This window comes from Pedobacter sp. D749, assembly GCF_019317285.1.
Classification (GTDB): domain Bacteria; phylum Bacteroidota; class Bacteroidia; order Sphingobacteriales; family Sphingobacteriaceae; genus Pedobacter.
The window spans coordinates 2,909,442-2,935,146 of record NZ_CP079218.1; the positions used below are offsets into that span (position 1 = coordinate 2,909,442).

Sequence of the window (25,705 nt, forward strand, 5' to 3'; positions counted from 1 at the left end):
CAAAATCTAAAATACACCCATTCAAATAGTAATAAAAAAAGCAAAATTATGTCACAAAATATAAAACCAGAGGTAAATACAGTAAGTTATGCAGATTTTAATAATCCTGCCGGGCAAACAACCATACAAGGAATCAGAGGAGTTTCGGAGTCTGAAAATGTATATATCGCAGGCAGTTTAGTAAGTTCGAATAATCTTGTTCAGGGATTAATTTATGAGGGAACAATTAAAGGAAACGGTAACGAAGGAAAGTGGTATAATGTTAATTTTCCGGGTTCACCAGAAGCTACCGTTATTAATACTTCTTGCTACGGACCTAATAATGGACCTCATGGTACGATACAGTTAGTTGGATCTTATAAAATATCAGCCTCTACCGGTAAAGCCCCTAGTGGAAATCTAGGGTTCTTTTACGAGGGTCCTGTTGATGGTTCAGGAACGTGGGTTCAGGTGTCACCCAATGACGGGAATACAAATAATGTATTTGTTCATAGTGTAATGGGTGGTCTTGCTGTTGGAAATTATGATGTTGATGATGATAAAAACGGATACGCATTTCTCTATGATATAGTCAATAAAAAATGTACAGACTTTAAAGTATCCGATTCATTAACCACTACTTTGTATGGCATTTGGCATAATGGTGAAGATAGTTATACTATGGCAGGAGGATATACAAGCCCAAAATTCGGCAAAATAAGTCAGGCCTTTTTGGTTGATTATAATTCTAAAACGAAACAAACCAGTAATTTGAAATCATTTAGCTATAAAAACGAAACAGTTTTGTCTATAGTAACTCATTTTGAAGGCATTACTATTTCTAAAGAGGGTGGTTATAATATGCCATCGGATTGGCTTACGGTAAATGGAGAAAAAAATGGAGCATCATTTGTTTCTGTTAGTAGAAATTCTGACGGATCATTTGGAGAAGCAAATTGGATAGATATCGATTTTCCAGACTCAAGTGTTACAAGTGCTAATACAGTATATCAGGATAATATTTTAGGTATTTACGTAGTCGTAGATAGTACTGATACAAAAACAGTATCTTCTTTTGTTGCAAAAGTACATACCGAACAATAGATGGTAATGTAATTTTGAGTTTTTGTCCCATTCTAGCGCAAGTCTTAGTGCCGAGGGCCTTAGCCGTCACCCTGCACACTAAGACTTGCGATAGTAAAGAGTAGCCTTTTGCATTCGCGCTGAGCATAATGGATTGCTTTTACTAAGCATAGAATAAATTTTCGAAAAATCGCTGTAAGTAAATTACTATTTTAGCCATAGTGCATCCTTCAGATAGTCATCCTACGCTAAAGATTTTTAAATTATTAATTTATGCCTTCTGCGACGGGTTCAGGATCTAAAACAAATTGTTTTTCCTTTATATTAAAGTCTACATTGAGATATCCTCCAACCCTGCCAATCTGATTGGAGACGAGGAAACTGTTGCCTTTTCCGATCGTAATATTATCATAGATGATCGTCATGAGGTTGCCTGTCGGTGTTTCTATATTATCAAAATTAAACGTTTGAAAAGTTTTATTGGTTCGCTTATCCATGATCTTTAACGCGCGCATGTATGCCTCTGATGATTGGCTCTTTTTAGCATAAATACCGATAAAATAGTAATTCTTTAAAGAAGGATACTGAAGGATCTGGATATTGTCAAACGATTCGTCCGAGCGATCACTGAGACGGTCTACAAGCCGGAGGTTTACCTTTAGTTTACTTGTACTACTGCTCCAGGTACCTGTGAGTTGCTGAAGTGAAAAATTAAGATGAAAAGTTGCAGCAATATTGTTCCCTGCCCCTATTTCATAAATTTTTATGGTTTGGGTATTTTGGTTAAAAATACCTTCAAGCCTGATGGGATGATTAACTTTATCATATTTATATACGCCGATAACATTAAATCTCTTTTTCGCAGGCTCACCAAAATAGCTCTCTTTTATCTGAAAAGACAAAGTAACAGGATATCTGCCGACAAGACCTGTGTAATTATAAGTATTGTACCAGCCGGCAAAGCTTTTTACCGAGATTAATATAAAGGCTGTAGCCAATAAAAAAAGCTTAGCTTTCATGTCTGATTATTTGATTGTAATAAAAAAGGTGAAAATGGACACCTCCGTTAATATTATTCTTTAACATCAAATGCCGATCCAATTAACGAGGAAAGTGTACCTTCTTTTTCCCGCAATATCTCCTATAGGAATATTACCTATAATATATCGATTTATAAGAGAATTTAATCATTTGCTTTCATAACCGGAATTTACAGCATCCAATAACAAGACAAAATCATCTGATACATAGCATGAGAGATCTGAACTTTTTGATCTGTTAAATACTTCTTTAAAAATATTTTCTCTGATCAAATCTATTAAAGATTTATTTTCATCTCTAATCCTCTCCAGAACCAGCAAAGGTCATAATCTACCGCTGGAATAACCGTAGAACAGGGTTGATAAACCTTGATTTAGGCAATGAAAGAATACAACAGCTGATTTGCCAGGCAGTAGATAACCTTACCTTTTTAGATCATAAAGTAGACTGTCCAGGTTTGAAAAGCATTGCCCAATTCATATCAGAACCCCAAAACCAGTGATTTTATGTAGGTGCAAATAAAAGTGTTCTGTACACTGATTTCGAGTTTGCCGATGAAGGAAGAACACAACTTGTAAAGCACAAGTCAGTCCCAACAATACCCCATACATAAAAACTTGCGCTAGTAAGGGATATCGATTAAAAAAGATCGGCCAAAACAAACCTTACTCCTATTGATAAAGAATTGCTGGAAATGTTCTTTTTCATTAATTAAAACTTTCGTCCTTTTTATGCTGTTTATTTTTTATAAAACTACATTTATGTCAAATACAGAAAACAAGGGAAAAGAAGAAGTGCAAGCAGATCAAAGAAATGATTCAGAGCAGCTAAACCAGATTGCCCTGGGCAATACAGATATAGAAATTACTCCGGAGCACAATAACAATGATCTTTTAAGTTTGCCCAAAACTTCAGGAACGGGTTCTAATCATGCGGCCGCCACCCCCGAATCACTTATTGTACACGAGGATAAAAAAGAAAAGAGATATGAAGAGGGAGCAAAAGACAACACCACTTCTGGTAATAAATAATGTTAAAATTGTTCCGCTGCGCTATTAACGGACATCAGTCTATGAACTGAATTAAGATACTATGAACAAACTGATCGGAATCCTTGAAGATGACGAAGGCATTAGAGATATATTACAGTTTCTTCTTTTAGAAGAAGGTTATCAGGTCGAATGCTACACTACCGTAAATAATTTTTTAACCAAAAAGGATTCCAGTCCGCATCTTTTCATACTGGATGTAATGTTACCTGACGGGAATGGCCTTGAGGTATGCAAGATGTTAAAGTCGTCACCAAAAACTTCAGCCACACCAGTAATTATGATGAGTGCACATGCCGATCTGCAACAGATGAACAGTGGTTGCCGGGCAGAAGAATTTATAAAAAAACCGTTTGATATTTTCGCAATGCTGGAAAAAATTGTACAACTATTAAACAAAGATAATCCACCTGCCCATTAATTATAGCTCTGGGGATGTTAAAAAAAGAATAAGGTACAGCCTCCCTTCCTTAATGTTGTATTAGAAATTATTTGTAATAGCCACTACTTAATCCAGTTTTAACGTCGAAAATTTTTGCATTTTTTATGGCAAGATCATATTTTTTTTCCTGACTAAAAGAGCTGAAGCTGAAAAACAGGCAGAATATGGTTATATATCTCATGTAGTTATAAAAAGATTAAATGCAGGCATATCTTTGCTTCTGATTATCAAATGTTACGGTTTATGATTTCGCTAATAACCAAAGTAGATTAAAGCAGTTGAGGGCTATACTATAAGATTTCCTTTTCTATACCTTTTTTTAGATCTTCCCTGCTCTTCCCGGTTTTTAGCATAACTTTTTCTAAAAAATTATCAGAAGTAATGCTCTTATCATAATATAACTGGTAGAGAAAATTTATTCCGTATTGTTTAATCAAATAATTGCAACAGGCAGCTGCAAATGTGTAGGTAAGCGCACTGTTGTATTTACCATTAACTTCCCTGGCGTACAATTTATCAAAACTACAATTACCACTGTTATAACATGTTTTAAGTTCCTGAATGCCTTTAATGTAAGTAGTTTTGCCCTTGTCGGTACCACCGTACAAAGTAGCTATCCCCTCCTGTAAGAAGAAGCAATTGGCGCCTGGGCCTAAAACTGCGTGAATAAACTCATGCTGGTAAGAAGGGTTGTTGTTAATGCCTACAATATACCCATCCACATTGTTGGTAAAGCCAGTGAGACCGCCATTACCCCAGATAATAATATTAGCCAGGTTATTTAGTTCCCCTTCATTGGAACACATGTAGTATTCAATGGGCTGTTTCAATACCGGGCGTTTTAATATTTTGCGTATCGAATCCAGGCTTTCGCTCGCCCTGTCCATAGCCTTTTTACTAATCGTGTAAAAAGGCGAAAGGTAGAAATGAATATTTTTAGTTTCATACCTAACAAAGAGTTTTGAATCATACGCCTTACAATTATCCAGGTAATAATTCCCGTCTTTATTTACGATATAATATTTATAAATATTAACATAAGTATTGCCCTCTTTATCCGGCTTACTGCGGGCAAGCAGTTTAAAGTAAGATAAGGTGTCATTAATGGACTGCAATTCTACCAGTTGAAGATCAAATTTCGTTGCAAACTTTTTTGGTGAATACCTGTTCCACAGCCAGTCCATATTATAATCGTAGAAAGACCTGTTTTTATATTTAGGATGCCATAACTTATTTGTAGTGGTATCCTGACCCAGGTAAACCTTAATAAAACGACAAAAATCTTTAGCTTTTTGTGAGGTCGTATCAATCTTATCAGATATGTGAACTTGTGCTTGTAATTGATGAAAAAAGAAGAAAAGCAGTAGGATAGTGAAGATTTTTCTCATTGTACGGTAATGATAAGCACTTATATATTCAGGTGTTCTAAAGTAGAAATATTAGTTGAAGTGACAAAATTAGGTAATAAAGCTGCGTTTAAAAATTAGCGTGCATTATCATTTGAGATTGAAACAATGGTAATTCGTTACAAGAATATCTTCGTTTTTAGTTAATCCAAATTATCAAAAATCCAAAATTGATTTGATTAGTGAAATGAATTTATGATAATCATTAATTAAAAAATAAATTCTAAAAAGCCAATATAACGGTTTGACCTTAATGTTTTGAAGCGTTCCTTATTATCAGATATTGATGTATGTGATACTCACAACTCCAGGCAAATCCAGGATGATTTCTATCGGACCAGGTAATTTGAAAGGAATTGTTAAAGTTAGTTAAACAATATCTGAAGGTCTTATCCATCGGATATATTTGGCCGTATGATTAATAGATATTTACTAATATTCACCCTTGCTATCCCGCTCCTTTGCGGTGCACAGTCTAACAGAATAGATGAGGTAACTGTACAGATCCATAGTGATAACAATGGCCGGTTTTCAAATTTAGAAATCTTGAATAAAAATTTCGAAGGCGTACGGGTAGTGACTTTGGGCGAACAGACACATTTCGACGGTGCAACTTTTGATGCAAAAATTCAGCTTGTAAAATATCTACATGAAAAACTTGGCTTTAATATTCTTGCTTTTGAAAGTGGTTACTTTGATTGTAGCAAGGCAGCTGAACTATTGGCACAGCGTAAATCTAAAGGGATATTAAAGGAGGCTGTTTTTGGTGTTTGGGACAATAAGTCCCTGGCTGAATTAGAAGAATATATTTTATATACGCAAAAAACCTTTGCACCTCTAATTGTTACAGGATTTGATACCCAGTTTAGTGGTAGTTTATCAAAAAAATATCTTTTCGGGGATTTGAGCGCATTTCTGAAGGACATCGGTGCATCCAAAATTAGGAAAGATCCGGATTGGATAAATTTTGAATCTGCTCTCCAGCGACAAATCAAATATTCAAACTTTTATAAAAAACCATCTGCAACCGATACCTCTTTGATTGGAAAATTTGCAAGAAAGATTTCGGATTTTATATCAAATAATGCTAATGCAGCCAACCAGAATGAAAACGGGTTCTGGTTAAAAGTTGTTTCTAATTTAAGGAATGATTCAAAGCGTCGATTTAGTAATGAGAATTTTAGGGACAGCATCATGGCAGAGAATCTATTGAACTTAGTCGAGCAAAGATTTAAGAGTGAAAAAATAATTTGTTGGGGTGCCACATCACATTTTATCTATAATCAAAAATCCGTTAACAGCAAAGAATATGAAACTTTCATTCCAATGGGTGAGTACCTGCGTCAAAAGCTAAACAAAAACTTATTTACCATCGGTTTTACAAGCTATAAAGGAAAAGCCGGCTCAATAATCACACATAAATTAAAAGAACCTCCTAAAGAGAGCTACGAAGGACAATTGGGTAAAAAAGGTTACGCATATGCGTTTACAAGTTTTCGGAAAACATCTGCAAATAAAAAAATCGATGCCGGCATAGAAAGCAGGCTTTTGGGTAACAGGTTCCAATCTATGGATCTTAACCAGGTAATTGATGGAATATTTTATATAGAAACCGCCTATCCTCCCAGGATGAACTAACCAGGAGTTGACACACCAATAATGATCAACTTGTTAAACATAAACCTTCGTTTTTGTTGACAAAAATTATCAAAAACCCATCATCAAAACTAATTTCAGGCAGAATATTATTAATTTATTAATGAACATAAGTCGATCTTGTTAAATTTATTGCACACTCTAAATGAAATCCCAAAATACAAAATATATTTATTTAAGTTAGGATTTACTGACGTAGAATAGTGCCCATAAATATCATAAATCCATGAAATTCCGAAACGATCCAAATACCAAGGAATAATGACAACTGTCGATCAATTGTTATCTTGACCTGCTAACTGGAATGCGAAATTTAGTTGTACATCGTTCTTATTGATGATATCTTGCGATGTCGGCTGAATCTTATATTCTGGAATAATTCCCCTTCCAATCTCCTTTGCGGTCTTAACTGCCATTTCGTATTTAACTGTACCAAATGAAATCTCCATTTTTGTATTCGGCAAAACCAGTTCGGACTGTACACCAGATGTGTTTCCATCATATGTTCCACCTGTTTCTTCTCCAATAAACTTTCCACGCTTGTTGCTGTAGGCTATCGCACAGAATTCCGCTGTTGTAGAGAATGACAATCCGTCAATTAAAAACCATACTTCACCATTATAAGATTGATCCGGATATATAATTTCAAGATTTGGATGAGCTTCTTTCGTTAATTGATATTGATTATCATGTACTTTTTTAAACATTTTAGGTGTCAGGTTATTATAGGAAGACACGTTGCTTTTGAATTTATCAAAATCCATTTTCATTGTGATTGTCTGCAAGCTCTTATAATACTTAAATGGTTTATTTGCCAAATAAGAATAAAGCTGGCTACCATAAGTATCTCGTCCACCAGTATTTCCACGAAGATCGATTATCAATTTTTTTATATTAAGCTCTCTTATTTTCTTGAAAGTGTTCTTCAGAAAATCACTATAATTTATTTTTAGTTCTGACGGTTCAAAGCTCCTTATGGTAATTAATGCAATCTGGTTAGACTTTATAGAAAAATCAAGAAGTGGTTGATGGACATTCGCATTTTCATTTTTAAGTATGTTTTTTTCAAGATCAGCCTTTATTTTTATACTTTTTATTTGTCCATCTTTCAACTTGTAATCAACATCAAAGAAAGGTGTCTCACCAAATTCTATGAAATAATAGAAATAAAAGAAGTTATTTAAAATGTGATATTTTTTAGTCTGAATATTTCCATCAGACACTATATACTTAAATAACTCAGGTATTACAGCGTTGATAGGTTGTTTATTAATGGAGATAATTTCAGACCCGGCAGGGATTTGGGGAGCAGCGACAGCATCCACCCATGCTTTACCATCAATAAACCGGAGTTTTACTGGAAAAAACGATGCCCTCTCACTCCGAAAAGTTTCTAATGCAGGTGGCAAACTACAATATAGGTGTCCATCTTTCATTTTACTCATTAAAATTTTTAGCATTTTGTAAAACTCTAAATCGGTGGTTTTTTCACTGATCGAAGCATAGCAACTGTCAAATACAGCACTCATCGTCTTTTCATCAGAATATCGGTTAAGTGATGGATGCGTATTTTGAATACTATTTCTAAAAAAAGTAAAATCTTGTCTTAATCGGTCAGCATGATTGATATGAGAATTCAAGTTTAATGTTTGTCCATACGAAAGAAGCGCAGAGCAAGATATTAATATGAAGGTTATCGTTTGATAAATTTTATTTCCGGCCATTAATAGATGTTTCCTTAAGGAACTAATATAAATTAAAGAATTATGATAATCAATGCCTCAACTTGCTATAATCATTATTCATGCATGGAAACACATAACATGTGTATGCCGGAGCAAGTTCAAAGTACATTTAAAAACCGCTTTTAGTACTATTCTGTAGGAGCCTGGTCAAGCTCAGCTATTTATAATCCATAATAATAGCAAAATGCAGGAGGACTTAAAAGACCATTTAAATTATATTGTAAGCCAGCCTCTTATTAAAAAGCGAGGGAATAATGAGAATAAGTCATCATTCCATTAGAGCAACTTTAATCTTGTCGCTTAAAATGGATATGTTGTCTTGACTAAGATTATCATTAACAAGTATCATGATCCCCATTTTGTCTTCCGGATAGGCGATACAAAGTGTGCTAAATCCAATACCTGTTCGGCCACTATGGTAAAGAAAGCGTTTTCCATTATCATTGCCAATCATCCAACTTAAACCTACACCCGTACTGTCTGTTTGATGGTAAGTTTCCTTGTGTGATAATCTTATAGCCGGGTCGGTTTCTTCAACATTAGCGATTACATATTTAAGCATATCTGCCATGGTTGAATTCATACTTGGCCCACCAGGGTAAAAAAGGTTAGTATTAATCTCATTAGTTTTTTTATTTGTGAGATCATACCATTGTACAGGACGCGATGCATCTTTATATCCCTGAATAAAACGGTTTAACTGGTTCACAGGGATTTTCGTTCTTGTATCATAAAGGCCGAGATTATGTTTAAGGTAATTTGTCACCAACTGTTCGTAAGGCTCGCGGTATATGCGTTCAAGTAAAAGAATAAGGATCGTCATGGCGTTACCATTATACTCGTATTTTGTACCGGGTATAGTGTCAAGCTTAAAATCATGCATATCTTTCAATAGTGTATCCTGATTATACCGGGCAAAAAAATCAAGTTGTTTGGGAAGACTGATATTCTTTATACTATCCATAATTTTTGCCGGAAAATTTCTGGATGACTTTGGCAGACCCGACGTATGATTAGCGACATCAATCAACCTTACAGGGCGACCTTGGTATTGTAAATTAGGATACTTTCCCGGGAGATATTTACGAATATCGTCTTGTAAATTTGCCCTTTTATCTATTACAGCTTGTGCAAGCATAATTCCAATAAATGTCTTTGCTACAGAACCTAAATTAAATAATTGATTTGCTTTAATTAGTTGACCTGTTCCTTTTTTTGATTCACCATAGTTGTACATTGAACTGCGTCCATCTTGATAAATAGCGATTGAAAGACCAACCGTGCCTGGATTAGCCATATAATCTGCTGCAGCTACCTGGACAGCCCTATCTAATTTGTTTTTGAGGGGATTATCTGTAAGCAATTTTTCTGTTTGTGACCAGCACGGAATAGAAATTAAACAAAGCATTATAGCTCTATATATAAAAAAGCATTTTTTCATGGTAAAAATTTATGTTATGATGCATAACATAGTACCTTGTTACATAAAAGAATCCCATTAATGATAATGGATAGTTATCTACTCTATAAAGGATTTTTCCTTCAATATCTTAACAAGATATGCTAATCTATAGTCGATCAGGAATAATTGATTAACATTGTGCTTCAATAAAATTTAATCAACATTCACACGGTATATAGGTTTATGTCACTTCAGATTCAAACAGATAGATTAAAATTGCTGCCGTTTACTATACAGATTTGCGAGGAAGTATTGTCTTGTTCAACTTCATTTCTTGCAGATTTAGGTATTACACCCGGGTACGGATGGCCAGATCTGGAGACTTTGGATACTTTACCCAGAATTTTAAATCATTTGAATAAAGTACAATATCCTTCAGGATTTGAGTCCTGGATGGTGCTCAATAAAAGCACAAATACATTAATTGGAGACATTGGATTTAAGGGGCTTCCTAATGAACATGGTGAAATTGATCTTGGGTATGGGATTATTAAAAGCGAAACTCAAAAAGGATATGCAAAAGAAGCAGCTTCAGGGCTAATGGAGTGGGCATTTAAACAGACCGGAATCAAAGCCATTACTGCGAGTTGTTCAAAGGAAAATTTGGCTTCACAACAAATATTAACCTTCCTTAATTTTAAGAAAGTTGGGGAAGATCAAGTGATGTTCTATTGGAAATTGATGAAGTAACCTTTTCACAGCTTACGGCCTATTGCTTTACAAATAAATAACTTGATCCCTTTCCGGAATTTGAAATTACTTTGTTAGTTATTTTTTACGGTTTAAATCAGGAACACAAGAACATATCTTTTTCCAAAATTGCTTCGACCTGAGTACGGCTGGGTTGTTTCATATACACTAACCGGAGATCGAACCGGCAAAATCCGTTCTAAATGCTAAATAATTTCCGCACCTATTTCGTACCAAAACTTTAAACAGGGTGAATAGCTATTTGATTTTCAGCGATTTAATTACAGAGTCTACAATAGCAGTATGCGCTATTATATTAGTTGCCTCAGCCATACTTGTAAAAGAAAATGTTTTGCCAGCAGAATTAAAAACACTAAAAATCCCCCTATTAGAAGTATTATTTTGATTGGTTTCGAAATTCTGACGAAGTACTTTTTGCGAACCAATTTTAAATTCTTTGGCTTCATCTAATACCCCAAACTCAATATTTCCGCTGGTATAACTAATTTCTGATTGCTTGATGAGATTATCCAATGTTTCTTTTAAAGTTCCAGTACTATCCGATGCAGTAATTATAATGAATTCTTGACCTCTTATAATTTTATGATTAATGATAGTGATGAATCTACTTTTGGCAACACCATCTATTGGCTTATCTTTTTCTACTTTCCAATGTGCTGGAAATTGAAAACTTAAGCCGTCTTTTTCATATAAAACGCTTTCCTGCTTTTTACTAGGCGAATAATTACAGGATGTGAATAAAAATACAAGTACAGCAATACTTTGAAATACTTTTTTCATAGGCTCAATTTAAGAATTATTTATTTGCCAATTACATAATCATGTTCAATATTAAAATCTATGAATTTTAAGGTGACGAATAAAAAGTAATTCGCCACAAATATTTAATTAAATCAAGTTGTGAGTTAGGTGTTATCTTATTTAAAGTAAAAGCGAATATAAACAGAGTCTCAACAGCCAACCTTCGAAAGTCACCGCATGGAGCTTTCTAACCTGATGGGCCCCAAAGTACAAAGATGACACAACCGCCGTTGTGATGATCTCGCTGTCACTTACCTGCCTGCGGCTATCTCCATGACCGCTACTCGTTTTCAACAAATCATCTATAAAACAAAATATTCCTACTAATTTTATCTTTGGTAAGCATCATCATGAGTTCTTTAGTTGTGGTAAACCAAATTTCTCTTTTTTGATGCTTAATTTTACCTTTTTTAACCCGCAACTTGAGTTAATTATTCCCAGCGAATTCTGGAAATCCTCAATTGGCATTGAACAGCCCCGCTCCTTGTCTTTAGGTGCATATTTTGGAACGATTGGGATTTTGATTGCCGAAAAGATAACAGAAAACAAGCTGATCGAAGAAAAAGATGATAGGATGTATAAAAAAATCAAGACGACCCTTTTGAACATTGAGTATTTCGATCTGATTACAGGTTACCGGGGCTTAAGCTTAGACAATGAAGCAGCATACCGTGCATGGTTGGATCAGACCAGGACCGGCAGCAGCAATAAACCCAGCACCTATGTAAAAGCACTAAAAATCCTATCGGAAATTTTGAAGAAAAATCTTTTTGAAAGCCGCGACAAACGCTATCTGAACGATCTTTACGAAGATCTCTTAGCAGAGCAGGCAGATAAGAATGGGAAGTTTTACCACCCGGATGCCCCTTCCTATGGTGAATCCGGGTTCTATTCTGCAGCGATACAATCCTATATCAATTTTCTGGACATAAGCGATAGTACCATGACTAAAGATGGACTGGTTCCCAACGAAACCAGCACAGTAAAAAACAGATTGGCACAAGCCATTTGCCTTGTAGGCGCATCTGGTGTGGGCAAAAGTTACCGGATCAAAAAAAACCTGGCAAATGATGGGCACAAAAGCCTTTTTGTAATTGTGGACAACATGTGGCAACATATCCTGTTCGATTATTCTCCAGAAGATAGAGCCTATACCTTGACCAAGGTTGGAAAGTTCATTGAGGCTGCTTCCAAAGATCTGGCCAACCATTACACCATTGTGTTCGATGAGTGCCACAAGAGCCTGGAAATCATTAATGATGTACTACTTCAGGCCATTTCCACTAAACGGAATAACGGGGTGCGTTTCCTCTCACTCAATAGCCTGGTTGACAAGCAATTCGATTTTTTAGCAGAGGACAACGGTACCAGGATCTTGCCGGATAATTTGGGCTTTGTTTTTGTATCATCCAAGACCGAACTTATCCAGGGTAACGATGACCTGCGCAAAAGAATCGAAATCATTGAGCTCACCGACCTCGACCGCGATGGTGAAAACCACAGCCTAGATTATTTGTTTGATAAAATCAGTGAGGAAACCGCCAGTGAATTTACTAATTGATTCCGCGCTCTACACGCAAGGGGCATTTGGGGATTCATTTGGCTTCCTGCTTGAACATGGTCTTATCGAAGTCAAACAATACCTGAAAAGCTATAAAGTGGTATTCGTTGGAGAGGTGATCACCCCGTACCATCATTTCATTGCCCTACCTAAAAACTTTGAAGACCATACCCAGGAAAATATTTCCCTCACCATCAACCTGCTCAAAACCTTCAGGGGGTTAAAAAGAAAAGAAAAGTTACTGATCGAAAACAAATCCTTTGAAACCGGTAAAGAGATCGAATCCGAGTTTTATTACTGGAAAAAGCTCTATGGCTTCTTTATGGACTACATTACCTATGAGTTTTATTACCCCAGACAAAAACTTTTTATTCATAGCTCCCGGCCAAAGCTCGGGAGGGTAAACCCGATGCTCACCGATATCAACAGGGGAAGGTATGGCAACGGCATCACCTATCAAATAAAAGACTTTGCAACCAATGAAATTAGAGATGTTTATTATACCGTGTTGAAATCTCTACAAGAAAAATATGCCTCAACAACAGAGTCCAGAAAGATAGCCGAAATGGAAGAATTCCTAAAAAGAAAAGGTATTGCATTCAAACAGATAGCCTATGACGACAAACAGGTAATCACGACTTTAAGAACAACACAGTTTAACCCTGTATATGAACTGGTCATCAAAACATTACTAGCCTATATAGAAAACTCCAGCATACAGGTCAAAAACAAGATCAATGTTTTTTATTCGAAAGCTTTCGAATATGTTTACCAATATATGCTCCAGGCTGTACTAGATAGCAGTACAGGGCTTAAACCAATAAACTGGACCGAACCCAGCTATAAAACACTTCACCCCGATTTAATCCATACGAGATTTATCGGTGACGCAAAATATTATAACCTAAAAGATTACCTGCGTAAACCTTTTGAAAAAGAGCTGTATGCCTATAATGTAGCCAATCATAATGCCCAAATAAACCTGGTTATGATCCCAAGCGAGCAAAATGCATACTTAAGTACGCTTACTCATAGCCCTTTCAACCTGGAAGTCATTACCATTAGCCTACAGGACATATACAATGATTTTATAACCGGGAAAAAAGACTGCCTCGCATTCATCGATTCTGTCATCCATAAAAGGACCGATAACATTAGGTAGCGAATCATGTACAAATACTATCCTAAAATAATTAACTTCTCCAATGAGCATACAATTAACACAAATCCCTAGAACCATTGATACCCTGACCAATTTTTTGGAAAACAAAAAAGATGAGTACCGCAGCGCATATGAAAATATCCGCAGCGGCCAGGGTTGGAAAATACAGAACGGCGAATTTTACTTTGAAGCGGTAAATTCCCTTTATAACCATTTATACACCAAAATCTACGAACCCTTACTTACAGATAGTGCACTAACTGATTCAGATATAACCGGCTTTATAGATGATTTCCTTTATTGGGCAGCACAGGAGAAAAAAAAAATCAGTGACCTAGATGAACTGGCACATTTCGGTATTTTAACTACAATCAACAGTCATGTACACAGTTTATTGTATAGCGCTTTCAACAAATTCAAACAGTTGAGGGATATTTACAGGGAGGAGCAGAAACTGGCCAAAAATTACATATCTACGGCAAAGCCGCCAACAGCCCGCAAGCAGACCTACAAGATTGGGATTGTCACTGTAACAGAAGAAGAACACAATGCAGCCTTGGAGATATTAAGCGGGGTTAAAATCATCCCACCAAAAGAAAATAACGCCTTCACCTACCGGACCGGTCATTTAAAAGGTGGAAAAAAGGGAATTAAAGTTATCCTCGTGCAATGTCTTCACCAAGGTGCAGCCGCAGCAGCGGTGGCTACCAGCCAGATGATAACCAGTCATTCGCCTGAGATAATGGCCATGATCGGCCATGCTGCTGGAAATAAGTCCAAAATGAAAAAATGCAGTGTAGGTGACATCATGCTCGCAAAAGAGTCCATCGACTTTGAACAGGTGACCATTACCGAGCAGTCGGCAGGCGACAACCCGCCTGAAATCATCGAAAAGCCCAAGAAGAGGCCTGTACCTGCCAATACCACGCTTGTTACAAGTGCACTACAGTTCAAGTCGACCGGTATTTTACAGCAAATAAAAGATGGTTATCCGGATAAAGCACTTTTTGAAGCAGAATTAAAGCTCTTTCCTGGAATCATTGTTTCAGGAAGTGCCATGGTTAGATCGGAAACATGGTTCAATAAAGTGATGGCCGACAATCCAGGTGCCATAGGCTGGGACATGGAAATCTTCGGGTTTTACTATGCGATCGAAAACACCACATTCGGCAACAAACCCAAAGGAATAGCCATGAAGTCCATCTCCGATTACGGTTCAAAAAAAACAAAATACCCCGAGGGCTTGGAAGACCATACGGTGAGAGTACCTTATGCATGTTACACCAGTGCTGATTTTTTTAGGCAATTTGCCATTGAGAACCTGGGTGATTAAGCTTTTTAATGTATTCCCCACTTTACCGAAATACCCAAATATGGTTACAATGTGACGAATAAAAAGAGAGATTATTAGTTCGATCTTTCCAGAAAAATTGAGTTTCGACGAAGAGCAACAAAAAACCCCTCTAAGGCTATCCTTAAAGGGGTTTAAAGCAGTGGGCCCACCTGGGCTCGAACCAGGGACCAAAAGATTATGAGTCTTCTACTCTAACCAGCTGAGCTATAGGCCCGGAAAAAAGTTATTCCTTTTTTGCGAGTGCAATGTTACAAATTTGAATTGAAATTAGGAAAATGTTTTCACCCTTTTTTCATAAAAAGAAAGAATACAAACTCATTTTCAAGCGCTTAATTTTAATTTTCATTTTACAGCGCCTCGTTTCTCATTAAAAATGTTGATAAAACGCCTGCTCACCTGTCCTCAAATCAATTTCGAATAGGTTAATTTTGCAATTGATATGAATACGCCCGACCCGGACAACCAACTTCTTCTCGATTTTTTAGCCACCACCAACCAGCCTGTTTTTTTAACAGGTAAAGCCGGAACCGGTAAAACAACCTTATTACGCAAGATTAGGGATACCACAAAAAAGAATTTCGCCATTGTTGCACCTACCGCTGTTGCAGCAATAAATGCAGGTGGCGTAACACTCCATTCCTTTTTTCAAATCCCCTTCGGCCCGCTGGTTCCGGTTGTTGATGAAAACGCAGAAAGTAATTTTAAATATTCAGACGAAAAAACAAGACTTTTACGCTGCCTTGATTTATTGATCATTGATGAGATTAGTATGGTTAGGGTTGATCTGATTGATTTTGTCGACCGTACTTTAAGGCGTGTTAAAGGCTCTAACCGTCCTTTTGGTGGCGTTCAGGTGTTAATGATCGGCGATCTTTACCAGCTCTCTCCTATTTTTCACGATGCCTGGCATATTCTGGGCAGTTATTATTCCAGCCCCTACTTTTTCGATAGCCTCATTTTCAGGTCTACGCCAATGCTTACGTTCACTTTAGATAAAGTTTACCGTCAATCAGACCCCGTATTTCTTGACATTTTGAACGGGATGCGGGAAAACAGTCTCGACGCCGGCCTCCTTGCCAAACTGAATGAACGTTACGACCCATCTTTAGATCGGGAATGGAAAGATGATTACATTACGCTCACCACACATAACCAATTGGTTAATGAAATTAACCAGGGTTGTTTAGAAAAATTGCCCGGAGAAATTTTCGAATTCAATGCAGATGTAAGTGGCGATTTCCCTAAAGATGCCTACCCTACCGACGAAAAACTTCAGCTAAAACTGGGTGCACAGGTCATCTTTATCAAAAATGATTCTTCAGGTAAAAAGCAATTCTACAATGGAAAAGCGGCAAAAGTTACCGCAATCAGTCAGGATTCGATAAAAGTAACTTTCACCAACGGTGGCAGGGAAATCGAAGTAGAAAAAGAAATCTGGCAAAATGTTAAATATAGCCTGAGCAACGAAGAAAATAAAATCGACGAAACCAGTACCGGATCCTTCTCACAATATCCATTTAAACTGGCCTGGGCCATTACCGTGCACAAAAGCCAGGGATTAACCTTCGACCAGGCAATAGTTGATGTGAGCACCGCATTCACCCACGGACAGGCTTACGTAGCACTAAGCCGTTGCAGAAGCCTGGAAGGACTGATCCTAAAATCGCCTGTGGTTTCCGAAAATATCATTACCGATGCCAAAGTAATCAGTTTCACAAAAGCCGCTCACCAGGATAAACCTACCGCTGATCTGCTGGCACGTTATACGCAGCAATATGCCTGGGGATTGATTCATGAGCTTCTGGATTTTTCGCTGATTGCAAAAGATTGGGAGAAACTCGGGCGCTCCAAACTGATCGATAAAGACGAGAAGAATGCTTTTTTATCTATTTACGAACAGGGAAACCAGATCTTTCAACACGAGATCTTTAAAGTAGCCAGAAATTTCATTACAAAGGAATTCTCGAAAATAAGCACCAATGAAAATCCTGCAAATGAAAGTGCTTTTATGGAACGTTTGCAGAAAGCCTCAGATTATTTTATTCCAAAACTTGAACAACTCATTACTTTAATGGCAAGAATTGTGGCCATCAACTTTTATAATGATACGCACTCTGACAAATTACTTACAGTTTTAAACGACTGTAAAGATGCACTCCAGATCAAGCTGGCTTTATTTAAAATTTCGTGGAACCCCTTTTCGATCAAAAATTACATCAATACCTTGCATGCCGCTGGCAATAAACAACCCGAGAAAAAACCGGTTAAATCGAGCATCAAGCCAAAAGAGATTTCCAATCCTCAGGTTTACAAAAACCTGGTCGAATGGCGCAAAACAATCGCGCAGCAACGTGGCACCCAGGATTATGCGGTACTGTCTGACTTAGCATTACTTTCTATTGCCGAAAAAATGCCCAGAACTACCGACCAACTTGCGGCACTTAAAAGCGTAGGCATTGGCAATGCAAAAGAACTGGGCCAGCAAATTACGCGTATTGTAAACGCCCATTTGGGTACAAGTGAATTATTTTAAAAATTTTAGTTCTTAACACAATTTTTTAATACTTTCGCAACCCCAATTTTAGCGCCAACCACAGCATAACACACCATGAGCAAGTTTTTATACGGAATCGATTTTGGAACAACCAATTCGGCACTTTCTATTTATGATGAAGAAAAGAAGGAAATTGTAGACACGATTTCTATCCCTTCATTGATTTATTTTACAGAAGTAAAAAGTCTTGTTGATGGCGAAAGCCATATCGTTGGCGACAAAGCAATAGATGCTTATTTAAGTGACAACATGAAAGGCCGCTTCATCAAATCTATCAAACAAATCCTCTCAAGAACTACTTTTACCGAAACCCGTATCCATAATAAAAGATATACAGCTTCTGATCTTGTCACTTTAATTCTAAAAGATTTAAAAGCGAAGGCCGATCAGATTGTTGGTGAAGACTGCCGCAAGGCCATTATAGGGCGGCCGGTTTTCTTTGATGATGACAATACCATGAAAGATACACTGGCGCAAACCAGGTTAAAAAAAGCTGCTGAAAACGCTGGCTTTACTGACGTGCGTTTTCAATTCGAACCTATTGGGGCAGCCTTTGCCTACGAAAAAACAATTAAGAAAAAAGAACGGGTTTTAGTAGCCGATTTAGGTGGAGGTACAACAGATTTCACCTACCTGATCCTCGATCCGGATAAAGTTGGCAGCAAAGACCGTAAAAATGATATGATTGCCTCTGGTGGTATTTATATTGGTGGCGATAGTCTCGATTCTGCATTTATGTGGGATAAAGGCACACCATATTTTGGAAAAAACACCATGTACGAGGCCACGCCAGGCAAGGTTTTAAATGTTCCAAAATCACTTTTTGCCAATATCTGTACCTGGGATAAAATGAACTTTTTTAACGGTTTAAAAATCCAGAAAGAGATTGAGGAATATTATTATTATTCAGGAAACGATCCGAAATTCAAAAACCTGATCACCCTGATCGAAAATAACCTGGGCTATTCTTTGTTCAGATCGATCGAGAAAACAAAAATCGAACTTTCTGATCAACCTGTTTCAACCTTCGCCTACAGCAATATGGAGATCGAGATTAACGAAAATATTTCACTTGAGCAGTACAATTCGATTATCGGAAAAGACATCAATAAAATCAATGCTTACCTGGATCAGTTTATGGAAACATACAAAATCAACTCAGAAGACATTGACTGTTTGTTTTTAACCGGAGGAACATCAATGGTTTCAGCCGTGCAAAACCTGTTTAAAACTAAATTTCCTCATATTCCGTTAAACTCTGGCGATAATTTTAAAAGTGTAGCCAAAGGATTGGCCTACAGTGGTTATTTGTTTGAGGATTAATGAGCAGATTTTCATTCTAGCTATAGCGAAGAATCTGTAACATAGCTGCACTTTCTATCCCGTCAAAGGCCTATCGTTTGGACACATCTTTTTTTAAGAATAGTTTAGGCATTTTGCTAACCAACTTTAATAAAGCACGGATTTTAACCAAGTACGCCGTCAATCCCAAGAGCCGGAAAAATCAAAAAAACAGCTGCTGTCTAGTTCAATTAGCACTAACAAACCTGAAACGCAGTGGTTTTGTGTTCATAAATGATGATTTAATTTAAAAAAATATTGAACACAAAACGAAGTGCCGTTGTTTTTTTGATGTGCATGGGATTGTGCAAAAGGCTCATTGCTGGATTGACGAAGCGTTTTGGGTACTTTGGCGCTCCAAAGTACCATGCCCCGCGGCATAGAGCGTTAGAAGAATGTTATAATCATTGTGTCCACACGATAGGTAAAAGGCCGAGGATAAAGAAATATTGACTGGATCCGGAGCGCAATGCCTGTACAAAACATTTAGATACTTCCCGTCTTTCGCTTTTACGCTTCGCTGCCTCGTACCTCGTTGCTGCTGGTAACACTCAATGTCATTAAGTTAAGCCATTAGGCACAAGAAAATAATTTAACCACAGATAGGAAGGATGCACACAGATATGAAAATCCGTGTTTATCTGTGCTCATCTGTGGCTAAAACCCCTTAACTTAATGACATTGGGGTAACACTCCGACCGGGGCTATAGGACAATGCAGCATTTCATTTTTAGGGTATGCAAGGTGCAGAACCCTTTGTTCATAAACCCGATTGTAATGAATCCCGACGTTAAGTCGGGAGTAATAAAAAGCGGGGCTGCAAACCGCCATAAACCACAGCACCTATATTTCCTGATACCTGCAATATTATCTATTACTTGTTTCGACTATTGCAATTCCAAATATCTCCCTGAAAGGTCGTCAATCTGTGGTTATCTGTGTGAATCTGTGGTTAAAAACCTCAAATTAATGATATTTGGCTAGCGCTCCAACAGGGAATAAGCCTACCAGATTATATTTTATTTTGGCCATGAAAAATGAGGCTAACGCATACTGTAAACGCTAAAATACAATTACGTAACATTTTTAGGAAAATTTTCCTTGCTTTAGGTTAAGATTTTATAATTTAGCTGACGTAAAATTGGTGCGGCTGATAAAATAGATGCAGTAAGCAAAGCTTTACGCGTTAGGCGCGAAACAATTAATGTGGTGAGGTCTGGAATACCTGTTTTCTGGAAGAGATGAAATCAAGCAGATGAAATTTCTTTGGCAGACGCACCAATTTTTCATTCAATTTAGGCCAGGCGGCTGAATTGCAATACCGACATACCTCTGTGACGTTTAAAACTCTTATTAAAATTAGTGGTTTGTTCGAAACCCAATAGCTCAGCTATTTCATCAATCGTGTATTCACTATGGATCAATAATTCTTCCGCTTCGCGCATAATGCGATCTTTAATAAGCACCGTCAGGCTCTTTCCAAGCACTCTATCTAAAAATTTATTTAGCTTGCCAGCGCTCATTCCCATACCTTCTGCATAAAATCGGATGGATCTTTCCTGCCTGAAAAATTGTTCTAAAATTGCCCTGAATCTCAATACCTGCTGTAAATCATCTAAAGTTAAGGCAGCAAGATAGCCGCTTAAACCAGCTGTATAACCTAGAAATAAAGACAAATACTGTGCTAAAAAAGGTATATCTTTTTTAACATTAATTTCTCTCTTTAGCTGATCAAGTAACCTATAAGTTTTAGTCAATTTGTGCGAATCGAGATCCCTGAAGGATAAATTTAAAAAGAGGTTTTTAGCCTGAGGATCTAAATGCTGAAGTAAAAATTCTGCATATAGTAAACTGCTAAAACTTAGCCAATAACCTGAAGTAATCTCTCCATCGAGCCTAACCAGACCTTCTTCCGGAATAAAAAAAATCCTACCTTTTAACAGGGCGTAATCGCCGGAATTCATGCATAAAAAGCCATTTCCTTCACGCACAATTAATATACGCATAGGGTATATTGCCTGCAACGCACGTTCTTTTTTAAAAAAACCGTTAATTGGCTCTAGTTGTATCATAAAAATTTAAGGGTAAACAACTGTAAGATCAAATTTATCAGATTTGGTTACAGGCCGCTAAAATAAATTATTATAATGATAAATGCCTCCAGAAATACAGATTAAGAATCAAATCTAAAAAAGCATCAATCTTTCGATTCCGTATTTAAATTAAATCCATTTATTAAACGATGAGATATAGCCCCTTCTCTTGGCATTATTATTAGATGATGTGCATCAATATCATATAGTTATCCTGAAATGACGCAAAACAACAAATGCAATCGGATGCAAAGATATTCTACAGTATCTATCTATGCTGATAGCACAATTACCTTAGTGGCTTCGATGCCATCCGGTGTAAATTCAATATCAAATTGAACTATATTATTGGGTTTTATGGGATCGACTACACCATGAGCAAAAACACTCACTTCTCTTCCTCCATTTGATGGTGTAATACTTCCAACACCTTCTTTTTGATTATAAAACTTTACCGTGCCTAACCTCATAGAACTATTGAATCAGTTTTACATTAACGGCATTAGGACCTTTTTTCCCTTGCGCTATTTCGAACTCAACCCGGTTATTCTGACTTATTTTATCAACTAAACCTGTAACGTGAACAAAAACTTCGTCTCCGTCTTCTGTTATGATGAAACCAAATCCTTTAGATTCATTATAAAATTTTACTGTTCCCTGCATTTTTATTTAGATTTTACTCAATAAACATACAAAAAACCAAAAGGTTTAGCTATTATATAAAATTCTGGATCTGATCGATAGATCAGGCAATGAGTATTGATGATTTAATGCTGACCAGAAAAAGGCACATACAAAGAATAAAGCCAAAGGCAACATTCGAAACTTTCTTATCTTATTATCATGCATTTAGCGCCGATAATTAAGAATTGAATTTAAAAACCCCATACAACAGCCATATTCTGCCAGTATCCAAAATCTCGATTGGTAACGAACTGTTATCTAAATTTATCAGTCCATACGCTAAGTTTCCTAGATAATAAAGGATTGGAAAAATACCAGAAAATAGATCCGGGCTTTATTGAATACCAGTTTTTTTTCGAATGATCAAAATACCCCCCCATAGAGAAAGGTTCTCCCTGAAAAAGTATTTGAAAATTGAACTAACCCTTTTTTTCGCTAAAAATCACAAAGAAAACACTAAAACCACCTAAAAGGGAAACTATTCCAAGAATCAAATTTAATTTATCGTTCATAACGTAATTTACAGATTAAAATGGCAATGACAATAGGCTGACAAAAAATAATTTAAAAAACAACTTATGGTTGTACGATTTAAACCTGAACTTCAGCATACATGCTGTTACGTAAAGTTTGTGATAGGAGCTGATGTTTATCAGATGATGAATTCAAAGCAAGTATGGCAGTCCATAACAAATCTATTCTGCTATTTTTCGCATAAATTTTGATACAATACCTCAGGCTATAAAACTATCTCCTATATTTATTAAAAATCAGTCAACTAAATAAATGAAAACAACTTTTACCCTATTGTTATCTGCCATTGCCTTTGTACTTATATCGGCAACAACACTGAACAAACACATATACGAAAGCAAAACTTTCGATTTTTTTACAAAACATAAAATAGACACACCAGACCAGGACCGCTTTGTGAAGGTTACCCTTGCGCAGGGAGAATTTACAGAACCTACCGAAATGGCGGTGCTTCCAAACCTTGATATTTTGGTTGCCCAACGTAGAGGTGAAATATTGATTTATAAAAATCAGACTAAAAAAATTAAAGAGGCAGGCAAACTCGATGTTTATTTTAAAAGCAATACCCCTTATGTAAATGCAGAAGAAGGCTTATTGGGTATGGCCGCAGATCCAAAATTTGCGGTAAATAAATACATTTATCTTTTTTACAGTCCATTTGATAAATCTGTAAACCGATTATCCAGATTTAAATTGGTTAACGATCAGATTGTAAAAGAATCGGAGAAAATTGTGCTCGAATTCTATTCTCAGCGCGAAATATGCTGTCATACCGGAGGATCTATTGCTTTTGGATCAGATAACCTGTTATATGTATCAACAGGCGATAACTCCACCCCATTTGATGCGCCAAAACAACAATATGTAAACAAAGGCTATGCCCCACTCGACAACAGAAAGGGATTTGAACAATACGACTCCAGGAGATCGGCCGGTAATACGAACGATTTAAGGGGAAAAATACTTAGAATCAAGGTAAATGAAGATGGTACCTACAGTATTCCGGATGGTAACCTTTTCCCTAAAGACAATCCGAAAACCAAACCTGAAATTTATGTAATGGGAAATAGAAACCCTTACCGCATTTCTGTCGATCAGAAAACCAACTTTTTATACTGGGGCGAGGTTGGACCTGATGCACCGGACGATGACGATTTGAGAGGCCCCAGAGGTTATGACGAAGTAAATCAGGCCCGTAAGGCAGGTAATTTTGGCTGGCCCTTATTTATTGGTAATAATTATCCTTATAAAGCTTACGATTATACCAATGGTGCAAACGGAAATGCATTTGATCCGGCAAAACCGATCAATAATTCGCCAAACAACACCGGTTTGGAGCAACTGCCGCCGGCACAACCTGCTTACATCTGGTATCCTTACGGCGAATCGAAAGAATTTCCACAGGTTGGTGCAGGTGGCCGAACAGCCATGGCCGGTCCGGTGTACTATGCCTCAGCAAATTCACCTTACCCAGCCTATTATAACGGCAAACTAATTATTTATGAATGGGTACGTGGATGGGTTAAAGCGGTAACCATGAATGCACAAGGTGATTACCTGAGTATGGAGCCCTTTATGGCTAACGTTTCTTTAGCAGCCCCTATTGACATGGAATTGGGTCCAGATGGAAAATTGTATATCCTGGAGTACGGCAAAGGCTGGTTTACCAAAAACCCTGATGCTGCAATTACCAGAATTGATTACCTGAAAGGCAACCGTCCACCAATAGTTGAAAGCCTGAATATTGCAAAAACAAGTGGTTTATTGCCTTATAAAATGACAGCAACAGTTACCGCTAAAGATCCGGATGGTGATCCTTTAACCTATGTATGGAACCTGGGAAAAGGCATTACCAAAACTACCACTAAGCCAACCCTACAGTATACCTTCGCTAAAGCAGGCGAATATCCGGTAAGTGTTACCGTAATAGATAATAGTAAAACTTCAGCGAAAAGTCAGGTGATACCGGTTTTTGCAGGTAACGAACACCCTGTTGTAAATATAGATTTAACAGGTAACAAAAGTTTTTACTTTCCCAATAAACCAGTTGATTATAAAGTTTTAGTAAGCGATAAAGGTGCTAAAGTGAATGCTAACCGCATATATATATCAAATACGTATACAGAAGGAACTGATTTAGCTGGCGCACAATTGGGGCACCAGCAGGCAGCACAAACCATGATTGGTAAAGCATTGATGTTGAAATCTGATTGTAGCACCTGCCATAAAGAATCAGCTGTTTCTATCGGACCAGCTTTTGATAAAATTGCGGCAAAATATAAAAACGACCCTAAAGCGGTTGATTACCTGGCTTCAAAAGTGATTGGCGGTAGCCATGGCGTGTGGGGAGAAGTACCAATGCCTGCACATACCGCAATGAAAGAAGCTGAAGTAAAAAAAATTACAGAGTGGATTATGACTTTAGGCAATAAAGAAGCGGTTAAAGCCTCACTTCCAACTGCAGGCAAAATCATTCCGCCAGCTGCTACCGATAAGAAGAAATCTGTTTTAACTTTAAAGGCAACTTATACCGATGCAGGAGGTACAGCATTAAAAAAACCGCTAACCACAACAAAAGTAATCACCCTGAAAAGTAATGTAATTGATGCGGACGATATCAAAGATTTTGGGGGTTTTGAGCGAAAAGATATTTATGGTGGTGAAAAACTCATTCTCACTAAGGATAACGGCTGGATAGCCATTAAAAATGTTGATTTAACGGGTATTTCAGGTTTTACTTATTCATTCTTAAACCTCGATCCCGGATCAGATGGTGAAATCGAAATCAGATTGGACGATAGTAAAGGAATGATGATCGGGAAATCTACTTTTAGAAAAAGTGATCCGATCAATATGATTTCGGATGGAAAAACACATGATATTTATTTCGTATTTAAGGTGATAAAAACAGGCGATAAAAAGAGCCGGGCCATTATCCAATCGATTACGGTAGAACCTAAATAGGTCTATAAATAAAATTATTTTGATGTTGGCGTCATTCCTGAGCAGGCAGGAATGACGCCAACATTAAATATCACGCGGCAATT

At 37.0% G+C, this 25,705-nt stretch carries 19 protein-coding genes and 1 tRNA gene; 11 read left to right on the forward strand and 9 right to left on the reverse strand.

The genetic code is table 11. The features are described from left to right. The first annotated feature begins 48 nt into the window (after positions 1-48). Positions 49-1,083, forward strand: coding sequence for a hypothetical protein (locus KYH19_RS11625; protein WP_219078835.1), 1,035 nt, complete (start codon positions 49-51; stop codon positions 1,081-1,083). Between the two features lie 245 nt (positions 1,084-1,328). On the opposite strand, the gene KYH19_RS11630 is transcribed toward KYH19_RS11625, so the two are convergent. After that, positions 1,329-2,081 (reverse strand): hypothetical protein, encoded by a 753-nt coding sequence (locus KYH19_RS11630; protein WP_219078836.1) that lies wholly within the window; start codon positions 2,079-2,081, stop codon positions 1,329-1,331. Between the two features lie 783 nt (positions 2,082-2,864). Between KYH19_RS11630 and KYH19_RS11635 the strand changes: the two genes are divergently transcribed. Both KYH19_RS11635 and KYH19_RS11640 read left to right on the forward strand, forming a co-directional pair. Continuing rightward, complete coding sequence (locus tag KYH19_RS11635; RefSeq protein ID WP_219078837.1) at positions 2,865-3,134, forward strand: hypothetical protein; 270 nt, start codon at positions 2,865-2,867, stop codon at positions 3,132-3,134. Positions 3,135-3,195: 61 nt separating this feature from the next. Further along, complete coding sequence (locus KYH19_RS11640) at positions 3,196-3,573, forward strand: response regulator transcription factor (protein WP_193420123.1); 378 nt, start codon at positions 3,196-3,198, stop codon at positions 3,571-3,573. A gap of 311 nt (positions 3,574-3,884) precedes the next feature. On the opposite strand, the gene KYH19_RS11645 is transcribed toward KYH19_RS11640, so the two are convergent. Continuing rightward, positions 3,885-4,982: a hypothetical protein gene (locus KYH19_RS11645; protein WP_219078838.1), complete on the reverse strand. Its 1,098-nt coding sequence runs from the start codon at positions 4,980-4,982 to the stop codon at positions 3,885-3,887. Between the two features lie 432 nt (positions 4,983-5,414). Between KYH19_RS11645 and KYH19_RS11650 the strand changes: the two genes are divergently transcribed. Beyond that, complete coding sequence (locus tag KYH19_RS11650; RefSeq protein WP_219078839.1) at positions 5,415-6,638, forward strand: erythromycin esterase family protein; 1,224 nt, start codon at positions 5,415-5,417, stop codon at positions 6,636-6,638. Between the two features lie 293 nt (positions 6,639-6,931). Here KYH19_RS11650 and KYH19_RS11655 read toward each other — a convergent pair whose 3' ends face one another. Together KYH19_RS11655 and KYH19_RS11660 are read right to left on the reverse strand one after the other, a co-directional pair. After that, positions 6,932-8,380, reverse strand: coding sequence for a S41 family peptidase (locus KYH19_RS11655; protein WP_219078840.1), 1,449 nt, complete (start codon positions 8,378-8,380; stop codon positions 6,932-6,934). Positions 8,381-8,669: 289 nt separating this feature from the next. Continuing rightward, positions 8,670-9,842 carry a serine hydrolase gene (locus tag KYH19_RS11660; RefSeq protein WP_219078841.1) on the reverse strand — a complete coding sequence of 391 codons (1,173 nt, stop codon included), beginning with the start codon at positions 9,840-9,842 and terminating at the stop codon, positions 8,670-8,672. Positions 9,843-10,046: 204 nt separating this feature from the next. Here KYH19_RS11660 and KYH19_RS11665 point away from each other — a divergent pair, with 204 nt between their 5' ends. Then, positions 10,047-10,553 carry a GNAT family N-acetyltransferase gene (locus KYH19_RS11665; protein WP_370630312.1) on the forward strand — a complete coding sequence of 169 codons (507 nt, stop codon included), beginning with the start codon at positions 10,047-10,049 and terminating at the stop codon, positions 10,551-10,553. A 258-nt stretch (positions 10,554-10,811) separates the two neighbouring features. On the opposite strand, the gene KYH19_RS11670 is transcribed toward KYH19_RS11665, so the two are convergent. Further along, positions 10,812-11,354 (reverse strand): hypothetical protein, encoded by a 543-nt coding sequence (locus KYH19_RS11670; protein ID WP_219078843.1) that lies wholly within the window; start codon positions 11,352-11,354, stop codon positions 10,812-10,814. A gap of 412 nt (positions 11,355-11,766) precedes the next feature. On the opposite strand from KYH19_RS11670, the gene KYH19_RS11675 reads away from it, so the two are divergent. Genes KYH19_RS11675 through KYH19_RS11685 form a run of 3 tightly spaced genes read left to right on the forward strand, consistent with a single transcriptional unit; the run spans position 11,767 to position 15,431 of the window. Beyond that, complete coding sequence (locus KYH19_RS11675) at positions 11,767-12,936, forward strand: hypothetical protein (RefSeq protein ID WP_219078844.1); 1,170 nt, start codon at positions 11,767-11,769, stop codon at positions 12,934-12,936. Continuing rightward, positions 12,920-14,098, forward strand: a complete 1,179-nt coding sequence (locus KYH19_RS11680) for a hypothetical protein (RefSeq protein WP_219075242.1) — start codon at positions 12,920-12,922, stop codon at positions 14,096-14,098. The genes KYH19_RS11675 and KYH19_RS11680 overlap by 17 nt, the downstream gene beginning before the upstream one ends. Positions 14,099-14,141: 43 nt before the next feature. Then, positions 14,142-15,431 (forward strand): hypothetical protein, encoded by a 1,290-nt coding sequence (locus KYH19_RS11685; protein WP_219075243.1) that lies wholly within the window; start codon positions 14,142-14,144, stop codon positions 15,429-15,431. Positions 15,432-15,592: 161 nt separating this feature from the next. Here the strand turns inward: KYH19_RS11685 and KYH19_RS11690 are convergent. Further along, positions 15,593-15,666, reverse strand: a tRNA-Ile gene (locus KYH19_RS11690). A gap of 225 nt (positions 15,667-15,891) precedes the next feature. Here KYH19_RS11690 and KYH19_RS11695 point away from each other — a divergent pair. Continuing rightward, complete coding sequence (locus KYH19_RS11695) at positions 15,892-17,985, forward strand: HRDC domain-containing protein (RefSeq protein ID WP_219075244.1); 2,094 nt, start codon at positions 15,892-15,894, stop codon at positions 17,983-17,985. A 75-nt stretch (positions 17,986-18,060) separates the two neighbouring features. After that, positions 18,061-19,329 carry an Hsp70 family protein gene (locus KYH19_RS11700; RefSeq protein WP_219075245.1) on the forward strand — a complete coding sequence of 423 codons (1,269 nt, stop codon included), beginning with the start codon at positions 18,061-18,063 and terminating at the stop codon, positions 19,327-19,329. A 1,313-nt stretch (positions 19,330-20,642) separates the two neighbouring features. On the opposite strand, the gene KYH19_RS11705 is transcribed toward KYH19_RS11700, so the two are convergent. The 3 genes from KYH19_RS11705 to KYH19_RS11715 form a co-directional block, all read right to left on the reverse strand. Then, positions 20,643-21,419 (reverse strand): AraC family transcriptional regulator, encoded by a 777-nt coding sequence (locus tag KYH19_RS11705; protein ID WP_219075246.1) that lies wholly within the window; start codon positions 21,417-21,419, stop codon positions 20,643-20,645. 293 nt (positions 21,420-21,712) lie between these two features. Then, on the reverse strand, positions 21,713-21,910 hold the full coding sequence (locus KYH19_RS11710; protein WP_121286571.1) for a cold-shock protein: 198 nt from the start codon (positions 21,908-21,910) through the stop codon (positions 21,713-21,715). 4 nt (positions 21,911-21,914) lie between these two features. Beyond that, positions 21,915-22,103 (reverse strand): cold-shock protein, encoded by a 189-nt coding sequence (locus KYH19_RS11715; protein WP_219075247.1) that lies wholly within the window; start codon positions 22,101-22,103, stop codon positions 21,915-21,917. 807 nt (positions 22,104-22,910) lie between these two features. Here KYH19_RS11715 and KYH19_RS11720 point away from each other — a divergent pair. Further along, on the forward strand, positions 22,911-25,622 hold the full coding sequence (locus KYH19_RS11720) for a PQQ-dependent sugar dehydrogenase (RefSeq protein WP_219075248.1): 2,712 nt from the start codon (positions 22,911-22,913) through the stop codon (positions 25,620-25,622). Positions 25,623-25,705 lie beyond the last annotated feature (83 nt).